Annotated in this window: 13 protein-coding genes; 7 read left to right on the top strand and 6 right to left on the bottom strand. The window is 56.2% G+C overall.

The genetic code is table 11. The features are described from left to right. Nucleotides 1-14: 14 nt before the first annotated feature. Entirely contained in the window at nt 15-1,517 is a 1,503-nt protein-coding gene (locus PCO31110_RS20110; RefSeq protein ID WP_246189913.1) for a M81 family metallopeptidase, read from the bottom strand. 49 nt (nt 1,518-1,566) lie between these two features. Continuing rightward, nucleotides 1,567-2,850 carry an MFS transporter gene (locus PCO31110_RS20105; RefSeq protein ID WP_246189912.1) on the bottom strand — a complete coding sequence of 428 codons (1,284 nt, stop codon included), beginning with the start codon at nt 2,848-2,850 and terminating at the stop codon, nt 1,567-1,569. 123 nt (nt 2,851-2,973) lie between these two features. Here PCO31110_RS20105 and PCO31110_RS20100 point away from each other — a divergent pair, with 123 nt between their 5' ends. Then, entirely contained in the window at nt 2,974-3,897 is a 924-nt protein-coding gene (locus tag PCO31110_RS20100) for a LysR family transcriptional regulator (RefSeq protein WP_150691338.1), read from the top strand. 190 nt (nt 3,898-4,087) lie between these two features. Here the strand turns inward: PCO31110_RS20100 and PCO31110_RS25755 are convergent, their stop codons facing one another. The 4 genes from PCO31110_RS25755 to PCO31110_RS20080 form a co-directional block, all read right to left on the bottom strand. Continuing rightward, complete coding sequence (locus tag PCO31110_RS25755; protein ID WP_174979676.1) at nt 4,088-4,513, bottom strand: hypothetical protein; 426 nt, start codon at nt 4,511-4,513, stop codon at nt 4,088-4,090. Beyond that, nucleotides 4,497-6,176, bottom strand: a complete 1,680-nt coding sequence (locus tag PCO31110_RS20090) for a hypothetical protein (RefSeq protein WP_150691264.1) — start codon at nt 6,174-6,176, stop codon at nt 4,497-4,499. The genes PCO31110_RS25755 and PCO31110_RS20090 overlap by 17 nt, the downstream gene beginning before the upstream one ends. Before the next feature lie 389 nt (nt 6,177-6,565). Next, nucleotides 6,566-8,251, bottom strand: coding sequence for a site-specific integrase (locus tag PCO31110_RS20085; RefSeq protein WP_150691263.1), 1,686 nt, complete (start codon nt 8,249-8,251; stop codon nt 6,566-6,568). Beyond that, the gene (locus PCO31110_RS20080; RefSeq protein ID WP_150691262.1) at nt 8,244-9,509 is read right to left on the bottom strand and encodes a tyrosine-type recombinase/integrase; all 1,266 of its coding nucleotides are present in this window, start codon (nt 9,507-9,509) and stop codon (nt 8,244-8,246) included. Before PCO31110_RS20080 ends, PCO31110_RS20085 begins: the two co-directional genes overlap by 8 nt. An 844-nt stretch (nt 9,510-10,353) precedes the next feature. Here PCO31110_RS20080 and PCO31110_RS20075 point away from each other — a divergent pair. From PCO31110_RS20075 to PCO31110_RS20050, 6 genes are all read left to right on the top strand, one after another. Further along, nucleotides 10,354-11,568: an ABC-three component system protein gene (locus PCO31110_RS20075; protein ID WP_150691261.1), complete on the top strand. Its 1,215-nt coding sequence runs from the start codon at nt 10,354-10,356 to the stop codon at nt 11,566-11,568. Next, nucleotides 11,561-12,007 (top strand): three component ABC system middle component, encoded by a 447-nt coding sequence (locus PCO31110_RS20070; protein ID WP_150691260.1) that lies wholly within the window; start codon nt 11,561-11,563, stop codon nt 12,005-12,007. Before PCO31110_RS20075 ends, PCO31110_RS20070 begins: the two co-directional genes overlap by 8 nt. Nucleotides 12,008-12,081: 74 nt before the next feature. Then, nucleotides 12,082-13,857: a DUF3732 domain-containing protein gene (locus PCO31110_RS20065; RefSeq protein ID WP_246189911.1), complete on the top strand. Its 1,776-nt coding sequence runs from the start codon at nt 12,082-12,084 to the stop codon at nt 13,855-13,857. A 165-nt stretch (nt 13,858-14,022) separates the two neighbouring features. Further along, on the top strand, nt 14,023-15,813 hold the full coding sequence (locus PCO31110_RS20060; protein WP_370855843.1) for an HsdM family class I SAM-dependent methyltransferase: 1,791 nt from the start codon (nt 14,023-14,025) through the stop codon (nt 15,811-15,813). Beyond that, nucleotides 15,801-18,566 carry a hypothetical protein gene (locus tag PCO31110_RS20055; protein ID WP_174979674.1) on the top strand — a complete coding sequence of 922 codons (2,766 nt, stop codon included), beginning with the start codon at nt 15,801-15,803 and terminating at the stop codon, nt 18,564-18,566. The genes PCO31110_RS20060 and PCO31110_RS20055 overlap by 13 nt, the downstream gene beginning before the upstream one ends. Continuing rightward, nucleotides 18,553-22,755, top strand: a complete 4,203-nt coding sequence (locus PCO31110_RS20050) for a C-terminal helicase domain-containing protein (RefSeq protein ID WP_150691258.1) — start codon at nt 18,553-18,555, stop codon at nt 22,753-22,755. Before PCO31110_RS20055 ends, PCO31110_RS20050 begins: the two co-directional genes overlap by 14 nt. The last annotated feature ends 1 nt before the right edge of the window (nt 22,756 follow it).

Below are 22,756 nucleotides of genomic sequence, written 5' to 3'. Positions count from 1 at the left end.
ACCTGCCGTTGGCTTTAGCCAACAAACGCTTCCCCACCGGGGCGCGTGCGGATGCCGGCGGCAAGACGCGTCCATGGGAGATCGGCCGGGTCGGCTGTCATCGGTCCGGGCGCCTTGGCGACGAGTACCGCTTCGGCAATCGGTTCGAAGTCGGCCCGAAAATGCACCGAACTCTTGTTCACCAGGATTTTCATCTCTTCCGGCTGGATACCTGCCACGCGGTAGAGATTTCGATCGAGCATTTGCGCTTTGCCGGAACTCACTGCGATTAGCACATCGTCGATGCGCAGGCATGCAACAGGGCCGAGATCGGCCTGCATCCCGTTCATCATCGGTCCGTCATACCGGCAACGACCGTCAGAGAGAAACACGACTTCGAAGCGCCCGGCGAATGCGAGATCGCCGGACACGCCCGACTGTCCGCCAAGCGCTACGTCGATCTGAGCGCCAAGGCCTGCCTGATGCGCCGCTGCCGCAACTTCCGGATCGCAGATCAGTCCGATTGCCGCCCGTTTGGCACCGTGACGCACGAGCGCACGAAGCATCCCCATCGTGTTGGCATCGCCTCCCGCGCCGGGATTGTCCTGGGTGTCGGCGATGACTACCGGACGGGGCGCGCCTTCGGACAACCGTATCGCTTCACTCACGGCATCGTCTGGCGACAGGAACGGGACTCGCCACTCCAGCTCGTTGTCGATCATGCTGGCATACAGTGTCTCGACCGCAGCATTCGCGGCGTCAGCCGTGCTGCCGTAAGCCCATACGACCGGCCCGCACTCAGGAAAATCTGCTGCGGGAAATCCCGGCGCGAACGATGCGGACAGCACTTCCCCGCATTCGACCTCCGCCACGCGTTCATACATCCCGCGTGCCGGCTCCAGCATCGTGCACATGCCATTGATCGGAATCAGAAACGGCAACCGCCGCGATGAGCGATGCAGTGTTTCTCCCTTCATCAAGCGCTCGAGCAGTTCGGCCGAGCGTGCACCGGTTTGCGCCATGTCGACGTGAGGATACGTCCGGTAAGCGACGAGCGAGTCAGCCGCGCTCAGCATCCGCTCCGTGACGTTCGCATGCAGGTCCAGCGACGCGACGATCGGCACATGCGCCCCCACCACTTCACGCACTCGGGCAAGCACTTCGCCTTCGCCATCGTCGACATGTTCGGCGACCATCGCCCCGTGCAGATCGAGATACACCGCATCGAAGGTCTGCGTGCGGGCGGCTTCGACGATTTCGCCGCTAATCCGCTCGAAGGCGTCGCGCGTCACATGGGCCGACGGGCTTGCGCCTGCCCAGATGACCGGTATCAGCGTGTGGCCGGCGGCTTCCGCTGCGCGGATAAAGCCACCGGCGGGAATGTTGACGTCACGCAGCGCGAGCACGTCGGCGCCACGCGCCATCATGGGAAAACCCTCGCCGCGCTCGAAGTTCTCGTAAGTCGCTTTCGAAGGCGCAAAGGTATTGGTTTCATGCTGAAACCCCGCGATCAGGATCGTGCGATGGGAACGGGACAAGATGAGACCTCTTCTTTGAAGATTGAAATCCGATACATACGCGCTGGCATCAGGCGGTGCGAGCCTCGCGCATGGCAATCAGTGCGAATCCACCGAGGGCGAGCAGCGCCACCATGACGTAAAGGCCGGCGTGCAGGCTGCCGGTCAAGCCTTGCGCCCAGCCGATGATCGTCGGGCTCAGGAAGCCGCCGATCAGCCCGATGGTGTTGATGAGCGCGATACCGCCTGCCGCCGCGTCGCCCTTCAGGTAGTCGGACGGCATCGCCCAGAACACCGTATAGGCCGTCCACATCGCGGCAGTGGAAATGGTCATGCAGGTCAGCGCTAACGCCAGATTGCCGCCGAAGAGGGTGGCGAGGGCGAGCGTTGCCGAGCCGATGAGCGCAGGGACGGCAGCGTGGAAACGACGCTCGTCGCGGCGATCCGAACTACGTCCGACCAGTACCATGGCGATTGCCGCAACGACATAGGGAATCGACGAGTACAGGCCGATCTGCATCGTGTCGCGCACGCCGGCCGACTTGATGATCGACGGTAGCCAGAAACTTACGGCATAGATGCCGCAGATAAAGCAGAAGTACGGCAGCGCCAGCAGATAGACGCGCGGATCCCTCACAACCTGCGCGAACGAGTGATGCTTGCCCGGCAAATCGGTTTCGGCAGCCAGCATGCGCTTCTCGTCGGCGCTGAGCCAGCGCGCGTCGGCGGGACGATCGTCGAGAAAGAACAGGGCTACCACCCCAAACACCACGCATGGCAGACCTTCGATCAGGAACATCCATTGCCAGCCGCCCAGACCGTGCGCGCCGGAGAACGAGGTCATGATCCAGGTCGACAGCGGCCCGCCGAACATGCCGCCGATCGGCCCGGCAAGCATCACGATCGCCATGACCTGAGCCATGCGTGCACGGCCGTACCAGTAGGTGAGGTAGAAGATCATGCCGGGCGCGAAGCCCGCTTCGAAGACGCCGAGCAGAAAGCGCAGCGTGTAGAACATGGGTTCCGAATTCACGAACATCATGCCGGCCGAGGTTGCTCCCCATAGCACCATGATGCGGCTGATGGTCTTGCGCGCACCGACCCTCGGCAGCAACAGGTTGCTGGGAATTTCGAACAACACGTAGCCGAGGAAAAAGATGCCCGCGCCGAGCCCGTACACGGCGTCGGAGAAGCCGAGATCGCTTTGCATCTGCAACTTGGCAAAGCCGATGTTCACCCGGTCGAGAAAGGCGAAGGTGTAGCAGGCGAGCAGGAACGGAAGCAGTCGCCAGTTGAGTTTGCGATATAGCGCGGCTTTGCGTTCGGCGACGAACGTGGAGGGAATGGCAGCCAAGATCGTTCTCCGTTGTGGGTTGACTCGGCCGATCATCGACAGCCAAAATCCGACGAGCAAGAGTAACTAATGTCAGATATCGTTGCCCACAAGGCAACGCTGAAAGTTGAGGGGAGGGGAACGGTGCGCGAACTGAATCAACGGCGCTTGCGGTATTTCCATGAAGTGCTTACCCACGGATCGATCCGTGCGGCGGCGGACAGTCTGAACACGGCGGCGTCGGTCATTACGCGGCAGATTCGGCTGCTGGAGGAGGAGATCGGCGCCACGCTGTTCGAACGCAGGGCGCGGGGCGTACAGCCGACCGAGGCGGCGGCGCATTTGCTCGAGTATTGGCGGGGCTGTCAGTCGCAGCAGGAGCAGCTCGAAGATCGGATTCAGGCATTGCGCGGGCTACAGCGCGGCAGTGTGCGGCTGGCGATCAGCGAGGGCTATATCGACGGATTGATGGAAAACGTGCTCACCGACTTCTGCGCCCAGTACCCTAAGCTCGACGTGGTCGTCGAGGTGCTGCCCGTGAGCAATGTGCTCGACGACGTGGCGCAAAGCCGTGCGCACATCGGGCTGGCGTATAACCCGCCCGTGCACCAGGACATCGAATTTCGGGCAACGTCGTCGCAGCCGGTTGTTCTGCTTGTCAATGCGCACCATCCGCTGGCGGTACGAGGCGGCAGTGTGACGGTCGACGAGATGCTGAACTACCCGCTGGCGCTGATGCCGCCTGCCTTCGGGCTGGGACAGGTCATAGAGATGGTGGCTTTCGCGGAGAACGTGACGATCCGGCCGACGCTCCTGACGAACTCGCTTCAGGTGTTGCGCCACTTTGTCGCGCGCGGCAATGGGGCGACGCTGATCGGTGAATTCTCCGTGTATCGGGAAATCGATTCCGGCGAATTCGTGGCGCTACCCGTGACACACCCGCTATTCGAAGCGGCGAAGGCACGGGTGCTCGTCAAGTCGGGGCGTCCGTTGCCGGCGGCCGCTGACGAACTGCTGACGTGGATTCTGCAAAGAATGCCGATGTTCTCGGCGGATCAGGCCTCCTGAGGGGAGGCCGAGATCCGGTAGCCGCGCTTGTGAATGTTCGTGTCGACTCAGACGTTGTGCCAGCACCCGCGAGTAAGGGTGGCATGGACGTCATTGTAACTGCTTGTTTCGACTAGAGAATATCCCGCCGCTTTAATGTCCATGCCTTTGGGCATATTTGAGCCAAATTCTGCGTTCAAATGTCCATAGCTCAGACCCGGCTGCGCAACGGCGTCGGCTGAGGACATGTTTCGTCGAGCCTGGCCTGAAGTGCGGCATTTTTCTGCAGAAGTTCTAGCACGAGGCGATGCGAGCTCACGAGCTGTGATTGCGCGTTATCACGCTCCTCCGTGAGTCTCTGGACTTTTGCAGCCGAATCTTCCTTGGCTCGTCGCCGCTTCTGCCGCTCGAGCTTTACCGCACTTTGTTGTCCGTTGATTTCTACCCATGCCTGTATTTCGCGAACTAATGTTGGGTAACGAGCTTTTTTAAGGGCAGTCGGGTCGGTGCCGGCTTCTTTCGCGACGTTATTTTGGCTGACAAGGGTACCGCCTGGTAGCACTTGCGGCCTATCGGCCTTCAGTCGTTCAAAGGCGGCTCGGTATCGCTGTTCTGCCGTATCAATTGTGGATGACATTAAGATAGTTCCTCAGGCCTTGCGCCTCAGATTGCAGCGCCCTTTCGCGCGGACTGAATGGTTGGGCCTCGGCAATTTTTCGTTCAACGCTTTCAAGTTGCCGTTCAACTGACGACCGCTTCTTTCTGTCATATATTGCTTCTCCGCAAGGTTTACCTCCGTCGCCTCCGGCACAGCGGGAGATAGATTCAATGCCTCCGTACTCGCAATGCCCCCTCTTGGTACAACCTCCGAGTCGCGTTTCGCGAAATGAAACTTCACCCTTGCGACAGGCCCTGAGCAGAGAATTGAAGTCCTTTAGGCCAATAAGACTGACCGCAATTTCCTGCTTTCGCTGCTCACCCGACGCAGGGACATAGCGGTCTTCCACGAAGGCCTCCATCTGTCTGGCCATCACCTCGTATCGGGCCGCTACGGTTTGCTCCTCGTAGTCCGCGCTAAAACGAGCCCGACTGTAGTGCTTTCCGTAATATCTGGTTTGGATTGGTGTCGCATGTTTCATCATGACCTGGATGGAGCTTTCACACACAAGTCCGCTGGCAAACATGTTAATCGCGCCCGTGCGACGGAGCATGTGCAGGGCCAGTGGCCAAATCTCTCCGACTTTGAATTTCCCTCCTTTGTCCAGATTCGGCGTGAATTTTCTAGCAGTGGTTAAATCATCCTCGGTAATGCGAAGCACCTCGGCGTCGAATAAATGTGGGTACCTTCGCATCACTGATTGATAGGACGGTACCGGCGGGAGCGTCGAGTAAGGCTTCCAGCCGGGTTGGACGGACGACCACGGTTCGAATGCAATATGAGAGAGGTAGGGATTGGCCCGGTCTTCTTCGCTGCAATGGACCTCGGGATTGACGGCTGCACACCTCATACGCAACCTAGCAATAACCGTCATAGCTTCCACAGCCACTTCGACGTTGGGACTGGTTGGCCACCGAGCGTCGCTATCGGGGTCTGTTTTCGTTGTCTCGCCACAAATTACCGCGATGCGACCAAACACCTCGTCAAAGTCCCAAGTGAGGCAATCTGCCCTCAAAGAACCTACTTCTTCTCTTCGCTGCAGTGTGAAATTGGCAATGTAAGCTAAGCCAGCGGACTGAACCAATGTCATGTACTTCGTGAATGAGCGGATGTCAAAACCATTTGCTTGGTGCGGGGAAATCCATTTCTTGATGAGAACATCAATGCCAAACCGTCGAGCCGTAAGCTCAAAGCGCCCATGGAATTTTCGACCGTTGCGTATGCCGGCGCGCTTATTCTGCTGAACGGTAAATGGAAGGAAATTGTTCCGTTTCGCTTTGCGGATGAGAGCCGCTTCCAGTGAACCGAAATTGTTCGCGTAGGCGTCGACGCAAAAATTGAAACAATCCTCGATTCGTTGCCGGTGGTCGAGGAAGTCATCTAGGCATTGCCTTAGTCGAGAAAGTTGATAAATCCAGATGCGCGGGGGGATGTAAGCGGTCTGCTCTTCGTCAGCATCGTTGCTGTTGGCATCGGCGAACGCTTTCGATAAAAACGCAAGAGCCCACTCATCCACAGGCGCATGTCCAATCTGCGCTTCCGCTTGATGTAGGCGGTCGAGGGTAGCCAAAATACGCTGCCTTTCTGATGAGACCGAATACAGTCCAGGCACGCGCTCCAGTAGTTTCGGGTATCGGGCCAAGCTAGTCGCCAAGATACCCTCTTGGTCACAAAGGACCACAATCCTACGCAGGAGGTTGAATCGGCTCTTCAAACTGGCCCAGCCTTGAGAGCTACGTGGCCCCCAGATAATCCAGGTGGTCCAAAGTCGCAAGAGGTGCTGGTTCTCCGGGTTCAGAGGCGGAGCGCTACGCCCATGCCGTCCACCAGCAAAATCCAACTTGAAATTCTTGCCTGCTGACGCTGAGAAATCCCAAACAGGCCCCCCCCACGATGAGAGAGGGTTGCCGTGCACGTCTTCGCTAACTATCCAATCAGCTGGTGGCGGCCAGTGAGGTGGTCGATAATAAACGTGGTCCGGTGTAGCGACGCTGTCAGTTATCTTGAATGTGAGCTCAAAGAGTTTCACGCTCATGCTACGCCCTCTAGTTCCGCAATTTCGCAACTGAAATTCGGATGAAAGTCACCTTCAATGATGCGTGTTCGTGCTTCGTGAACCCACCCGCGCCTAACCTCGTCAGACTGCTCAAACCATTTCAACTTGTCGTGGGCACGGTTGATAGCATGCTTCGCGGGTGGCACATCTTCGTCACTTCTTGGCAAGGGCGCCTTGCTCAATTCGATAGTCTTGAGGTGCAGAAATGTCGTCAGGGCCCAGACGTAGTCGAATGAGTCGACGTCGCGATGGTTCTCGCACCATAGGCATCCGGATGCATTTATGCAGTTGGGCTTCGTCGCCTGGTTGGGGATGTCCTCGGCTTCTTTGGGTTGACCTGTGCAGTCTCCCGGAGCCACCGATTGCATTTTCGACGACAACGCATCTGACTTTGACCAGAAGTGTGCAGCTTCGACCATTGCACGCTGAAGGCTTGGCTGCTCATATACCGTGAGCAAAATTTCCTTCGTATGTTGTGCCATTTCCGCTGTGATGTTCGGGTCAGCCAATTTCCGTAGCAACCAGTTAACTCGGGTTCGCCTCAACATTCTGGGGCATATATATGGAACACTTAACTGTTTGCACACAGCCCGGATACGATGTCCACTGTACCTCGCTTCTGGTCTACTTCCTCGAACGCCAATGAAGGGAAATAGGCGATTTGAATTTGGAAACAGAGTTCTCCGCCATTCAAGATAACGCTCGAAATGCGATTTATATTCTTTGAAGATTTCGAATAGTACTAGGCCACCCCGACGGTTCTTATAGTCCTTAACCTGATAACTCTTAAGGTGGCTAACGTAGAAGAAGTGCCTTAACTCCAGATTGAGTGCTTGTGTGCGGTTCATGCCCGTCTGGGCGATAAACATGAGCAGTTCAGCCTCTATCCGTAGATTAGCGAGAGGGTATCGTGTTCCGAGTCGCGGGTCTTCAGTTCGTGGATGAAACCCCGTGTATCCTGCGAGAGTTAGTGTTTTTCCGCCTCCCAATTCGATTTGAATGGGTAGGCTGACTTCGAGGGTCATCCGAGTGGTCAATCCATCGCAGATATTCTGCAGCAGATGACCAAAGGCGAAGGTATCGTTCAGGTTCTGTTTCTCTGCCTGAATACCGGTCGCAGTTTTCCGGTGCTTGCGGTGTTCCAATCGCGTCAGTTCTACAACACCGGTATGTCGCTCAAGCACTCGGTCCAGTAGTGCTCCAACCGTCGAGGCGTAGAGATATGCAGAATTCACTGCGAGTGGCTGGCTGTCAGGCGTGCCCGTGCCTTTCCGGGTTCCCTTTTTGATGCGCGTCCGATGAAATAAGCAGTCGGCCCATGCGCAGTAAGTTTCCACAGCGCTTTCAAGAGTCATCGGTCGGTGCGTACGGTCCGCGAATCGGAAGAAATACCTCAAATAAAGAATCCGTGATGCCGCTGTCACTCGTGAATGGCCGCTAGCGAGCGCCGAAATGATTTCCTCATGCAACTTAGAGACCAGTTCCAGTCGGTCTAATTGGGGTTCACCGAGCTTCGCCATGGTTATCAACTTGGCAACCTGGCCTTTGGGGGCATTTGCTCCCCCCCTGTAAAGAAGAACATTGAGGTTCCACGGTGTCTCACTTGCACCATATTGGACGTTGGGGAAATCCAGAGGTGGCAACTTTTTCAAGTCATGCATCGGCATCGTTCCAGTCCCTGTTGTAGAGTCCAGTGAATGCCTTGTTGAATGCTGCTGCGGCCTGTTCTTTTCCGCGCATATTTTCCAGAAATTTTATGTAACCCAAGGTGGTCTTCTCATCCTTGTGCAACATGGCGTCTTTGACGATGCCTATTGCAACGCTCGGTGGTACACCGTTGTCGAGTAGAAGTCGCATCAACCAAGTTCCGAATGTGGCGCGAGATTGGTGGAATCGAAAGCGCTGCATGAACTGCAAGCCGGCGAGGACGGCCCGTTTTCTCATCTCCTGGACCAGACGGTTTACCGTCTGGACGGTGTACGGACGGCTACTCCGCGCCAGAAACAGCAGGTTTTTATCCGACGGCAGCGCCTTTGCTTCTCTGAGTAGACGTGCTGTCGACGATGCGTATTTTTTTAAGTCGGCTAGTACCGCTTTGGGGACCATGAGGTCGCCAGAGACTGAATTCTTCGTTGCGACGCCGGTACCTGGGCCCACAGGGAGCAAATAGATGCCCGGAGTGAGCGGGTCTTCGCGAGCTGTTTGCAAACCCGATACGGTGAGAGTAGTGATGGTGCCAATTCGCGCTCCCGTGAAGAAGCCGGTGCTCAGCATCAGATGCAATTCGTTAATTTCGTTCGTGGCCGTGTACGCCAGCAGCTTACCCATGTGTTCCGCGCGAAGCGGTAAGAGACCGTCCTCAAGCCGGGTGCCTACCTGCTTGCGGTTTGGTATTCTTAGGTCTGTTGATAGTCGGACCACTGCGCGCTTGAAGCCGACCGAATCGTGAAAGCGGATGACCGTTAAGCGGTCATCCCACATCGGTCCACCAGGGCGTACGAGATTGTGCGAATTGGCAAACCGGTAAAATTGGATGACGGCATTCATGCCGTTTGTTGCCGTACTGCTTTCCAGAGTGCCGTCTTTTACTTGGTCTATCTGATGTTTTCGGAACATTCTGAGCACTTGCTCGTCTTTCCGCACAGGGAAGTGCTGCCAGTCAATGCCTTCGGTTTCGAGGAAATTGGCATATCGGCACAGGTGCTTCATGGTGCGTTTTATCGTCTCTGCCTTGACCTCACCTGACGCTGCTCGTTCCAGCGACCATAGGTTTGCTTCGTCCCACCCACGACGGTCTTCCCAGAAAATTTGTGGGAGCCGTTCGATAGGGAGCTTTGCCTGTTTCGCCCAAACGAGTTTCTCCTGGGCTTGCAATGAAGCGCCGAAGAACTCATAGAGGATGAATTCAAGCCGCGCCATGATGCGATTCGCTCAGGTTGATGAGAGCGCTCTGTATTGGGCTAGTGGGATTCGCTGCGACTAGCGGGGCCGGGGGCCTGCGCCTAGAGAGATACCAACCATGGCAGCTTGTATGTGCCATAGTCAAAACATCCAGAGACCGCAATTCACGATATACAAGTCGCGCCACCTTTCATCTCCCAGAGTAGTAAGCCCTTCATAAATAGGGCTCGGCCACGCTGGGTGGAGCAGGACTACGTCATCAGTCGCGTTCTCTGTACCGCACACCGGCATTGCACCGGTGTGCACGTACCTTACAAGAAACTCCCCGAATTCTCAAGAGCCTGTCACTTTCCTTGGTTACATTGGCAAGACGTCAAATTGCCCGTGTGATTGTAGGCAAGCCTTCGATGTCACATATGTGGTAAACCCTTTTGTAGCGCTTTAAGTTGAGGATTAGTGTGCCTGAGGCGGCACTGGGGTGGGGTGAGTTCATCATAAGTTTATGAAAATAAAGGTGTTTATTCGAAATCCCATGCGCCAGATTGCTCCTTGCCCCAAACCACAAGGGGAATTGACTTCGGTGTCGGCGATGCGCAGGTCCGGTACGCCCGCGTAGAAGATGCCGGCAGGTGTCGCCGCCGGGCGGAGCCGAAAGGGGCTTCCTCTCAATCGAAGGCGGCAGTAAATCAACGTCAACGCATATCCTAAAGCTCCCGAAAATTTGGCGAACGAAGTATCATCGGGCTACTAATGGCTTTCATATGCGAAAGGGTTAGATTTCGGGGATGCCACCAGAATTTATGCTCGATAGATACGAGGCGGTGGCGATGTGCATAGTCGGCAACAGAACTGGGCGCAGCACGTGGCAGAAGAAAAAAGCTTCACTGAAAAGACCAGTGCGGGTGACACGAGTATTGGATTTGACTACCAATACTATTATTTCCTTCACCGCATATTGAACTTGGGAGCGGGCCAATCCGCTGGCCTTGAAATCAAAGACGATGTTCATACCGAACTCGACGCTGATTTCAATATCCTCTACCAAGTCAAGCATACTGTCCAAACGAACGCTTCGGGCACTCCAGTGGCGCTCTCAGAGCTCGATGCCGACCTATGGAAGACCCTTTACAACTGGTCGCAGGTCATCAGCGACAAGGTAGATGGGCGCAAGGAAAGCGCTAAGCAGCTAAAGTTCGCCGAGAATACTGAGTTTCATCTTGTTTCCAATAAGTCGCACAGCAAATCAAACAAGTTTCTTCAGTTAGCTGTCGATTTTCAGGATGGCAATGGTGATTTTGAGCCGCTGCGAGAGCACATCGACTATCTTGCTAACAAGACGCAAGATGCAGAAATTAAGAAGTATATTTTGTCCGTCGCGCAACTTGACCTGGCGGTACGGAAGAAATTTTTCGAAAACATTCGCCTTGAACTTGAGCTCGAAGACATTATCGGTCGGGTCAAGCGTTCAATCAGGGAGAAAATCGTCGATATGGACAAGGTCGATGCGGTGTTCGAACGCCTCGATTCGAGAATCAGAAGCGACAACTTTATTGCTGTGAAGAATGGCCAAGCCGTTAAGATTAGCTTCGAAGACTTTGCCCTCCGATACGCCAAAATATTCGACGACGCTCGGACTAAAAAGCTAGTGCATTACCGCTTCGAGCCGGAGTTGCCTGACGACATCTTTGCGCAGAGATTCATCCAGCGATTGTTGGAGATTGGCGCTATTACCGATGCAGACAACGAGCGGGCGGTTGAATACACAAAATACAAGCTCAGAATCTCAAGAAATCTCGAACGGTGGGTCCAGGAAGGAAATCTCGTCAGTGACGAAGTCGAGGATTTTCACGATGAGGTGTACCTGCGATGGGAGAACGAATTTCACGGCTCGTTTCGAAGCTGCAAAAGTCTGGCGGAAATAATGGACTCAGCGATGGATTTGCTGACGATGCTTAGACGCGAGCGATTCAGGTTGAGCGAAACGGACCTCGACACACGGCTGAGTAATGGTGAGCTTTATCACCTCTCGGACATCGGGCGCATCGGCTGGCATAAAGACTGGAAAGACAATGACTGAGCGATGGGTAGGATATAACAACGTAGGAGTTTGCGCGACTGCGCTGATGGCGGTTCTTGCCCATTCCGAGCAGTTGAGTATTGCAAAAGCACTACTTGTGATGCCACTCGTTATGCACGATTCGACCGTGAGTTATTTGGGTAACGGTAGGGTTGTGAAGCGGAAAGCCGCCGCATTGGTTGCACATAGGCCAGATTTGTTTGCAAACTTTAATTCGCGCTTCAACGAAGGACTCTCCGTGACGGTGAACGCTATCCAATTGATAGTGGCGGCGGGGTACGCAAAATTCGACGGCAAGCTAGTCTTATTGCAGCCGTTGAGCATCGATTCTAGCTTTGGAAAGCGGGCGCAAAGAATCGCGAAGGCGGCTAGCCATATCGCGGCGGTACTGGCGAGTCCGGTCGATGAACTATATCTAAATTTTAGGGTGCAGCTTTGAATTTCGGCTTTGATTCCATCACTCTGTGGTCGAAGAACGGCCAACGGCGCAGTCTTGAGTTCGCACGAAACCGAGTGAACGTGCTTTCCGGTGAAAGCCATACAGGCAAGAGTGCATTGCTCGACATCATCGACTATTGCTTCCTCGCCAGCTCGCACAAGCTTCCCGACAGCATTATCAACGAGAACGTAGGTTGGTACGGACTAAGGTTCTACGTGAATGACAAGACTTACGCGCTCGCTCGTAGAAGTCCGCGGGGGAACGAAGTCTCGGACGAGTATTATTTTTCCTCGACTGGTGTCGTGCCGGATTTCCCTGAGAGGACCACAAGGGAGGAGGATATTCGGGAGATACTTGAAGGCGAGTTTCACATCGATGAGAAGGTGACCGTTGCCTATGGCGGCAAGGCAATCAAAGCCAACTCGAAAGTCTCGTTCCGGTATTTCTTCCTGTTTAACACGATCTCCGAAGACATCATTACGAACAGCAAGGTCTTCTTCGACAAGCAGGCGGAAGAGCGTTATCGCGAAGCATTGCCGCGTATATTCGACATGGCGCTTGGAATTGACGACCTCGCGAACATGGCTGCACGCGAGCGCAAAGAGCTTCTTGAGAAGGAGCTGCGGCGGGCGGAGCGCAAAAGTGCTCAACTGAGCTCAGGCAGCGATGAGTTTGAGAAGGAGGTGCGCCAGATTGCGGTGAAGGCCGCTGAGTACGGAATTTTCAATGGTTCGCCTTCCACAATCTCGCGGGAGGTTGTTAGGCGAGCAATCGACGAGGCAGCGTCGGCCGACACGGGGCGTACTTTGGACCGCTATGCAGAGGCTAGCGCGGAACTTTTCTCTGTCGAGCGCCGGCTTCGTAAACTGAATCAGTTCACGTCAGAGTATCGTGCCTACAAGGATACTTTGAAGAACGCGGAAGACAGTCTGCTTCCCATCGAGCAACTCATCAAGCAGGCTCCGAGCGTGCTCAAATCGGAGATGTTTGATGACCTTATCAGTAGCCTTAAGGCCGATTTGTTAGCAGTGAAAAAGTCGACTGCGCGAAAGCAGCCGGTAGATGGTCAGATTAACACGATGGTTCGGTCTCTTCAGGAAGAGAGATTCAAGCTGGAGCGCGAACTCACGGGGTTACCGCGGGAGCCGCTGTCCTTTGCATCAGAACGGGAGAAGTGGCTCTTCGTTGGTGAGGCGAAGGGGCGCTTTTCGGCATATGAGGCTGTCGCCCCGGTGGTCGTAGCGGAAGTGCCGATGCTTCAGACGGACGAGCTCCAAGAACAAATCGACGCCATCCAGGTGCGTGATGTCGATGAAACTCGCGCATCGGTCATTTCAATGATTAACGAAATTGCGCAGGGGTTGCTCAAAGACACCAAGAACGCACTCGCGAACTACTCGACCTATCAGACGGATTTTGCCTACAAGGAAAAGAGGTTGCGACTGCGCAAGCCACGTTCTAGCCTCATTGAGAATGTTGGTAGCAGCTCGAACCACATGTTCCTGCACCTCTTGCAGTTTCTAGCACTTCACGAGGTCGCGATAAGCCACAAATCCCCCTTTGTTCCCAGCTTCCTCATCATCGACCAGCCGAGCCGCCCGTATTACCCTGACGAAAAAGCAAAAGATAATGTGATTCTTGAGAATAGTGATAGTGAGAAAGTGTCGACTGCTTTTCAGTTGCTCAACGACTTCGTAGCACGGATGAATAAAGAGTACGAGACTGAGTTCCAGATGATTGTGTTCGAGCATGTGCCCAAGGACACGTTTGCGGGCATGAACTACGTGCATCTTCTGCCTGAGTTCCGCGGCCGGGAGGCGTTGATTCCACCTTCGTGGCAACAAGCCTGACTTTCGGTCGGCACCTTGTACGGCGGTGGCAGTGGCGTACAAGGCAACCACTACCCCAATCGCTTGCTCACGTGAATTAAAGGGAACGTCCGAGGATATTGGGATGAACGAAGCGCGACAGGCAGAGCGGCAGGCTGTCGAAGCGACCAACCAGGAGGCGAGGTGATGGCGCCGTTGTCGAAGCTATCTATCAAGCGGCGCATCAGACGCCTCGGCTTGGCGGTTAAGCGTTCCGAAAGCGACGTGCCAACGCTTGTCGGTACGGTGCTGAACGTGTGGTGTAAGACTGCTTTTCCCGGGCTTCCCAAGCCGTCTCTGCCATATTCGAAGGGTCTCGCTGGTGAGGCGGAGTTGGACGCATTTGTCTCGGCCCTCAGTCAAATGACCTTTCTGGATGCGATATATTGGCTCAGTTCGTCATACGCGATGCTGGTTGATGAAGGTCATCGGAAACAGCATGCGATGTACTTCACGCCAGCATCGATTACTGATGGGCTGCTAGATGACTTGACCGCTCAAGGCGTCGATTTCGGGAGTCAGTACTTCTTGGACCCGGCTTGTGGCGGAGCGGCCTTTTTAGCACCGATTGCGCAGCGCATGCGAGCAGCGCTGAGAAAACGGGGATACACGTCCCTTAGGTTGCTTAAGCACATTGAAAAGCATCTCTACGGTGCGGAGTTGGACAAGACGTTGTGCATGTTGTCCAAGCATTTTCTATGCATGGCCCTGTACGAGGAAATTCAGGAGACTGGCTACGTTCCATCGTTCATGGTCCATTCGGCAAATTCACTGACGGAATTGACCCCTGTTCTCGGGACAGTCGATGTAGTCGTTTGCAATCCTCCATATCGGAAGATGAAGGCCGAAGAGCTACAGCCACTTCGGCCCGCGTATGCGGACGTCATTGAAGCACAGCCGAATCTTTACGCTCTTTTTATAACGCTATGTGTGCGCTTGCTGCGTATCGGCGGTTATGCCGCGTTGGTCACGCCGACAAGTTTCCTGTCCGGGCGGTACTTCGGGCGTCTGCGCAAGTTCCTCCTCCGAAACACGGATGTGGCGCATATCGGCATGGTCAGTGACAGACAGGGGGTGTTTATCGACGTTGAGCAAGAAACGGCGTTGACTGTGCTGCGACGACGCGTCGAAGACGACCGCACATACCTGAAAGCCAACGTGTCGGTAGTGTCAGTTGCTGGTCGGTACACGAATGTCGGTGAATGTGTGCTTCCCAACGCCGGCGCCGTGTGGCCCATTCCCCGTTCGGTCGACGATGTGGTCCTTCTCAAAAAGGCGGCTCTCTCGCGGTTCCGTTTGTCAGACTACGGTTATCGCGTGCGCATCGGCGCATACGTATGGAACCGCGACAAGCGCCCCAAGTTCGAGTCACTCAATGATGCTCGCCGAGCTAAGGCGCATACGGCTATGCCGTTGATGTGGTCACGGGATATTGTTCGTGGCGGAATCGTTCGGCTGGAAGATAAGCCTTCCTACGACGGTGAGCATCGCTTCGTGGATTTGGGCAACAAGAGACATAAATCGGTAGTTACCTCGCCCTGCGTGGTCATGCAACGTGTGACGTCAAATGACCAGCCTCGTCGGTTGGTGGCGGCAGCGGTATCGCCGGGGGTCTTCGAAGCCCATGGCGGATTTATCGGTGAGAACCATATTGTCATCATAGAGGCGGTGAGCGAAAAACCGGTGCTGCCTCCCACGAAGCTTGCCAAGCTGCTGAGCGCACGGGCGGTCGACCGATATTTCCGATGCATCTCCGGCGCCACAAACGTGTCGGCGTTTGAACTCAAGCAACTCGCACTGCCCGACCCACAGGCGCTCATCGAGGCCGCGGCCTGTCGTAGGTCGATGGACGAAACGGTAAATATAGCTTTCGGCCTAGTTCCAAGAAGTGACTCGACAGAGCAACAAATAGCTCGGATGTCGCAATGTCTCGATTGAAATCACTGGCAGAACGCAAAGCCGACCAAGAAAAAGCACGCGAAAGGCGTGTCGAACTCGCTCGCAAGCTCACGGCCCAGCCAGTTGGGCGGAAGCGGCAACCGACCAAAGCCAAAGTGGTCCTCGACGCCCCCCCGGCAAAGCTAGCATCAACGCGTCCAGAGCGGACATGGGCAAAGATTCGTGCCGGAATTGCGCCTCTGACCTATCTTTCTCGTGCAGCCGGCGAGCCTATCGCTCCGCAACCTTGGGCAAAGGAGCTCGTAAGCACGGTTCTCGCTGCTGCTGACGAAGGCGGGGTATCGCTTTGCTTGGTTTGGCCTGCCAAGCTGACGTTCTTGCCGCTGTTGCATGCCCTAGCAGACATCGAAAGGGTCTTTGTCAAAGACTTGCGTGGCATGCGGACATTGCTCTATCCCGGTACCCATGCCTGTCGCGCGCCGCTCCATGGCGTCGTTGCCGACCGCGAGATACTGAGTGCTTTCTATCGCAGTCTGTGGGTGCAGCACAATGGCACGACCGAAGTGAAGTCCTGCACGGCATCGCCAGCGATGCTGGCCGCACTTTGGGCTCTAAACGACCTCAGTCAGCACACACCCGACTCTCCAGACCCATCGCTCGCCGAACTCATTCCAACGTTCATTTTTGACCCCACCAAACGCGCCTGGACCACGACAGTCTCCAATCCGCTCGAACGCACCCTCGCGAAAGTCGAGCGCCTGGCGTATCGGCGCGACCTGCGCGAGAAGGTCAGCCTTGAGTGGGATGCTCCTGACAAGGCACCGGGTGCCCTTATGGTTGTGCACCACACTGTGAAGAAGGGTGCCTGGCGTGCGGCATTGACCACCCCGGCATTGAAGGGCCTTGGGCGCCCAGAGGTCTTGCTGCTTGACGCGACAGAGGCCGCGATGCGCACGAATTTTGCCGCGGTCAAACGAATTCCCGACTTCTTATCGGTTGCGCGGGAAAGTGGATTCGCCGATGTCGGGGCCGTCATCGTGACAGATGACCCGAAGACTTTCTTCATTCTGCGAGCGCAACTCGGTGAATCCAATGTCACCTTCTCAACGAAAGCGTGGTCGGCGGAAGCTGAGGAAGCACTGCTCTCTGCGCATCCGGTTGCTCCTAGCTGGCGTCCGGCTCAGCGCAGCAATTCAAATTTTAGCGTCCGTATTGTCGACCGCGATGCATCCCAGCTTGCACTGGCGTTTCAACGTTTGGCAGCGTCCGCGGACAACGACGAAAGCCCCGCCCACCAAGCGCTGCTCAAAGCGTGCATGTATATCTTGCGACTGTCGAACATGCCGGCGGGGTACGCCGACCTGACCGCAATGTCGGCAGAGGCCGGTGAGAGCGACTATGGCAGCCAGCAGAATGCGTGGACGCCCGTGAAGGAAGGCCTTGTGGCAGCGCTTGCCTCCGGCGCGTTGAACCAGATTCGCGAATCCGTTGAACGGGCGATTGCGCGTGCCGAGCAGCTCATCGATGACTGGAACGATGCTACGCCCATGGCGTCGCGCATGCTGGCTGACGTTCGGAAACACGCTGTCGTCGGTCGGCAGGGTATTTCGCTGGTGTTGCCAAGCAACAAGTATGTGCTGCTCGCGCATCGCTTTCTCGTGCGGAAGCTGGGCAGCGACTGGGTTGCTGCCGAAGCTCGCATTGAATGGCACACACTCTCCGCGGTCAGCAAGACACTCGCTGGCGACCGCAAAGGGAAGCACTTCGTGTTCGTCGGTATCAGCCCCGATGTACTTCGCATCCTCATGACACGTCCGGAAGTGCCGCATGGCACTGCAGTTTTGGTCGCCTATCGACAAGCTGAAGCCACTCTAAAGACGCTAACCAGCATGAAAGCGATAGATGCGTTCAAGGCTTACCGAGGGCGTATTGGTTTACTGGCCGCGGAACTCGAGCGGCGCTTGGCTGAGGTTCCGAACCCTCTCGTCATCGGCAAACTTCGCGAAATGTCGCTGACGTTCAAATTTGACGAAAACGGCCAGAACACCCAAGGCACTGAACAGGCGTATTTCAAGTTCGAGCTCGAAGGCGGTGGCACGGCGTATGGCTCGGGTTGGGTCTACCGTTACGCGCCTGACGAAGACCCACCATTCCGGCGCATGGCGGCAAGCCAAATTGAGCCCGGTGACTTCATCTTCGACATGAGCGACGAACTACGTGCCAAGCTGGAGTCGTCGCTCCAATTAAATGGCGATGGTGTGAATTCTGTGGTGGACCCAGTGCGGATGCTGCTCAGGCTTTACCATGAGGATGTGCAAAGGCGCTGCAAGTTGCTTTTCAAGTCCGCGAATCGGTCGGCGCTGGCGCGTGAGATTCACGCCAAGATGGTCGAGCTTGACCCTAAGGCCACAGAGTGCAAACCGAGTCGCGTGTACTACTGGTTGGCGCCGCAGGCAGCAGACGACACGCGGGCTCACGCGCCCCAGGATACCAAGTACTTCAAAATCTTCTGCAGGGCCTTGGGAATCAGCGACGAAGCCGCCGAACAGCACTGGGTCTTTGTCCGAAACGCGCGACGTTTGAACCAACATCTTGGGCGAGAACTGGCCGCCCGGTATGCCGAAATACTATTCCAGCCTGATAGTGCTGCGGTGTACCGCAAGGTACCTGCGACCATCATCAGGGACCTCCAGCAGGAGGCGCTGCACTGTGCGTATCTAGTTGAACGCGTTGTGCCGCCTCCGGTTCGTGCGACTACACGCAAGAAAGGGGAAACAAGTGCCCATCCTTAGTGAGAATCCACGCAACATTCACCCGGCCTATAAAGAGGCCGTTGTAGACAGCTTACTCAATGGGCTGTCGGCGCGCCTTGCCGGCCGGGGTGAATTCTACAAGGTCATTTACGGCACAAAACCCAGCGTGGCGCTGATGTCGGAATTCATCGTGCCGATGCCCGCTGAGGAGCGAGGCGGTGACGAGGAAGCGGATCCCATTCGCATCAGCGCGCATGGCATGGACTTTCAAATCCGCTCATCTGCGATGAGCACAACTCTATGCGTATCGCTGACTGGCGCCGTATACGTCCGAATCCTGCCGACCGAGGAGGAGGTGAGGCCTGGAGGGCGGCTGGAAGCCACGTTTCCGCTGACTAGAGAGGCGCGCACCGATATTCGCGGCAAGGTCAAGGACGCGTTGACCAAGCTCATCACGGCGCTGCCTGGCGGCAAGACGAATCCGGACTGGGCCGTGAAGAGCTATGAGGCACGCAAAGGCGTGTATGAATCGATGGGCTTGCCCTTCGACAACACGTTGGACCGCACGTCTACGGACGTCGGAGGAGAAGCCGAGGGCGCCGAAGACGAGACTGGCGAGAACAGCGAGCAAGGCGAATCACGCCCAACTCAGGAGGTTACTGCCGGCATCGCCATGTCTGATAGTTTGGTGGACGATATTCTTCCGCCGCCGAAATGGCTCCGGCTCGAGCTTGTTCTGCCCTCGTTCGAGTTTTCGCCGGCAACAGCGGAGGTCGATGCCCAGAAGGCAACCGAAGCCCTTAACGAGGCCATCGCTACGCAGCTAGCGGATTGGGCGGTCAATACGGACCCCGAGATGGGCGGGAAGTTGTGGGGCTACCGTCGAGCGAGAGTTCGTCCCTCCGACGTGCGCGACTGGAAACGCTACTTGGAGGCGGTTCGCGGCGCGAGTCTTGCGGTGCTTATACCGAAAATCGACATGCGTTGGGTGGTTCAGGCAGTGGCTGACCCTGTTGACGCAACCCGCACAACTGTTCATGTGGCCTTGGAGAACTGGACTGCTCCACTCACGAAGACCAATTTCAAGGAGCTGGAGCCCGCGCTCTTTCAGGTTTCGGTTTCCGTGACAATTCCTGCTGCGGACCATCACTTTCTCCACTTGGACCGAGTCAAGCCGTCCTATCGGTACAACCAGTACCTCAAGTACCCAGCGTTGGGGTTTAACGGCGGCATCACCCTCACCACCGACGGCACACTGCACCGACTCGCGACAACTTGGTCACCACGCTACGTCTTGCCGCGAATCATTCCAAACGACGCAGGCGTCGAACTCAACATCGGGAAACTGGCCCAACCTGACTGCCTTACTGGCCTTAAACCTCTTGTTAGCACCTATGAGAAGTGGCTAAACAACGTTAAGAATTATCCGGTGGAACACGGGCTCGAGGGGCCGAGCGCCGCCGAGCAGCGTGCTGCGGAGCGCGAGAAGTTACACCTGGACCTTTCGGCATGGCATCGCGAGTTGAGCACTATTCGATGCGGCCTAGAAATTCTTGAGAAGTCTCGCACTCACTGGAGCGGGCCAGGAGTACAGAAGTCGCCACTTGGAATCCCGTTCGAGGCATGGGTCTCGATGAACACTGCCATGGCCAAGGTGGCCAAATCGAAGGGCTATTATGAATGGCGCCTGTTCCAGCTCGCTTTCATCTTGACGTCCATCCCGGCATTCGCGACGCGCATTCCCGAGTTTCACAGCTTCTACACGCCCGAGGTTGCTGAGCACGCCAACGCCGTTACGTTGCTGTACTTCGCAACCGGCGGTGGTAAGTCTGAGGCCTTTCTCGGCCTACTTGTGTTCGTGCTCTTTCTCGACCGGCTACGGGGAAAGCACCGGGGCGTTTCCGCGTTGATGCGTTACCCTCTGCGCTTACTCACGCTGCAGCAGGCGCGCCGGACTTTCGCAATTATGGGCGCGGCCGAAGAGGTTCGGCATTTGCGAGGACACTCCGGCGACCCATTCTCGCTCGGATTTTGGGTTGGCGGCAGCAACACTCCCAACTGGCATTCCGAAGAGGGATATGACGAGGTCCCCAGCGATAACGAGGTTCCCCCCGACGTCGAGTGGAAGCAAAGGGATGTTCAGCCCTATAAGAGCGCTAGGGAGCGCTGGCTGAAGCTCGCGTCGTGTCCGTTCTGCGGCAACAAAGACGGCAGTCTGCTGGCGCTCCGCCGCCGTTCCGGCGCAGGTGCTAATGCAATGGGGCATTACTGCACGGCGCCGAAGGAGAAGTGTTCCTGGAACGCGCGCTTCGACAAGCCGACCCCACTGCCTTTCTATATCGTAGACGAGGACATCTATGGCCTAGCACCGTCCGTTCTACTGGGTACGGTCGACAAGCTGGCCGCCATCGGTCAGTCGCAGGGAACTATCCGCAAATTCTTTGGCATGTTCGGTTTTGCACCTTTGGTCGAAACCAGCAGCGAGCGCTTATACGTGCCTATGAAGGTTAAGGATTGGGATGGGCACCCTGGCGCAGGCACGCGCGCGCTATTCCCATCCTTCGCGTCGGGCGAGAAAAGATTCTTTGACCCGTTCCCGGCTTTGCTTATCCAAGACGAGGCGCACCTTTTGGACGAGTCTCTAGGCACTTTCTCCGGACTATTCGAGTCTGCGCTCGAAGCCGGGTTTGACCAACTCGCGCCACTGCTGAAGGGCCATTTGTCGTACGAGCCAGACTCGTTAGTCAGGCGAAAAATTAAGGTAATCGCCGCATCGGCGACGGTAAGCGAACCGCAACGGCAGATGCTCAACCTCTACCAGCGCGATTCCACTGTTCAGTTCCCTTACCCCGGGCCGACACTCTACGACTCGTTCTATTCAACGCCCCTCCAACCAGACTCTACGTCGAATGATACTGAACGGGCGGCCCTTCCCGAGGATGAAATCGAGCTGCGCAGCCATTGGACGCGCGTTTATGCTTCCGTCCTGACCAACGGACACCGCCACACCGTAGCAATGGCTTCGGTACTTGGCCACTACCATCTCATGCTCACCGGGCTGTATGAGGGCTTGCGTAGTGAAGATTCAGCTAAGGAGGATGCCGCACGCGCCGAGTTGATTCGGTGGACTTCGCCCGGCCCCCTCCAGGCTCAGTTCGTTCGGCTCCTCCAGGGTGCCGATGCGGCGACGCTGCTAACGCTGGTGGACCTGCACCGCATCGCGCTGACCTACGTCACAAACAAGAAGGGCGGTGACCAAGTTATCGACACCGAGAAGGTGCAATTCGAGAAGCTCCACCAGGCTGACGGATTTGCCCGCCACGTTTTGAACTCCGAGCTCATTTCTGGCGCCGTTTCAGCCGCAGATATTCAAGACATTGTCCGAAGAGCCGAGACTCGCGTCGGTGTCAACGCACCTTTCCCGGAGCTCAACAGTACCCTCCGTTCGGTCATCGCGACCTCCGCAATCTCTCACGGCGTTGACGTGGAGGAGTTCAACGCAATGTTTTTCGCTGGTATCCCGTCGGACATTGCTGAGTACATCCAGGCCTCGTCGCGGGTCGGTCGAACGCACGTTGGTTTTTCGCTGCTGGTGCCTGTGCCACAACGCTATCGAGACCGGTTCGTGCTTGAAATTCATGACATCTTTCACCGCTTCCTCGAGCGGATGATTTTGCCGGCTGCTGTCGACCGATGGGCGGAGAAGGCACTCGTGAGGGTAATGCCCAGTTTTTTCCAGGAGTACGTCTGTGGCATGAACGCCATCGAGCGTCTTTGTGCTGCCGACGACGGCAAGAAAGGCAACAGTCCCACGTTCGCAATGGCACCGGATGTGCGGGACTTTCTGGTGGCTCCGGTCAACATGAAGGCCACCGAGAACTTCATGGAGAAGGCGCTTGGATTGTCCTTCTCCCCGTCGGCGGAAAGTAAGAGCTATTGCCGCTCGCTACTTAAGCAGCAACTCACGCACTACCAGCAGGACCTCGGCGTCGACCGATTGGTAAACACAACGCGCTTAGTTAAATTCTTCGCCATGCGAAACAGCTTGCTGAGGCCGATGACGTCGCTGCGGGACGTGGATCAGCCTGGGCTAATTCGCGAGTCAGGCATCGATGCCTCGTTTAGGACGGTGAAGGAGGGTATGACCGCGCGAGCGATGACCTTTATCCGGCGAGGTTCCGGAGCAGACATCGATTCGACAGACAGTGCAACGGAAGCACGCGGCTGAG

Source organism: Pandoraea communis (assembly GCF_902459745.1).
Taxonomy (GTDB): domain Bacteria; phylum Pseudomonadota; class Gammaproteobacteria; order Burkholderiales; family Burkholderiaceae; genus Pandoraea; species Pandoraea communis.
Note: the sequence above shows the minus strand (reverse complement) of the source record. Positions and strands in the feature narration are given on the sequence as shown.

Bases quoted from the DNA above. Each gene is read 5' to 3' on its own strand.
- PCO31110_RS25755 (WP_174979676.1), bottom strand. From the start codon at position 4,513: ATGTCATCCACAATTGATACGGCAGAACAGCGATACCGAGCCGCCTTT.
- PCO31110_RS20085 (WP_150691263.1), bottom strand. From the start codon at position 8,251: ATGCATGACTTGAAAAAGTTGCCACCTCTGGATTTCCCCAACGTCCAA.
- PCO31110_RS20080 (WP_150691262.1), bottom strand. From the start codon at position 9,509: ATGGCGCGGCTTGAATTCATCCTCTATGAGTTCTTCGGCGCTTCATTG.
- PCO31110_RS20070 (WP_150691260.1), top strand. From the start codon at position 11,561: ATGACTGAGCGATGGGTAGGATATAACAACGTAGGAGTTTGCGCGACT.
- PCO31110_RS20060 (WP_370855843.1), top strand. From the start codon at position 14,023: ATGGCGCCGTTGTCGAAGCTATCTATCAAGCGGCGCATCAGACGCCTC.
- PCO31110_RS20055 (WP_174979674.1), top strand. From the start codon at position 15,801: ATGTCTCGATTGAAATCACTGGCAGAACGCAAAGCCGACCAAGAAAAA.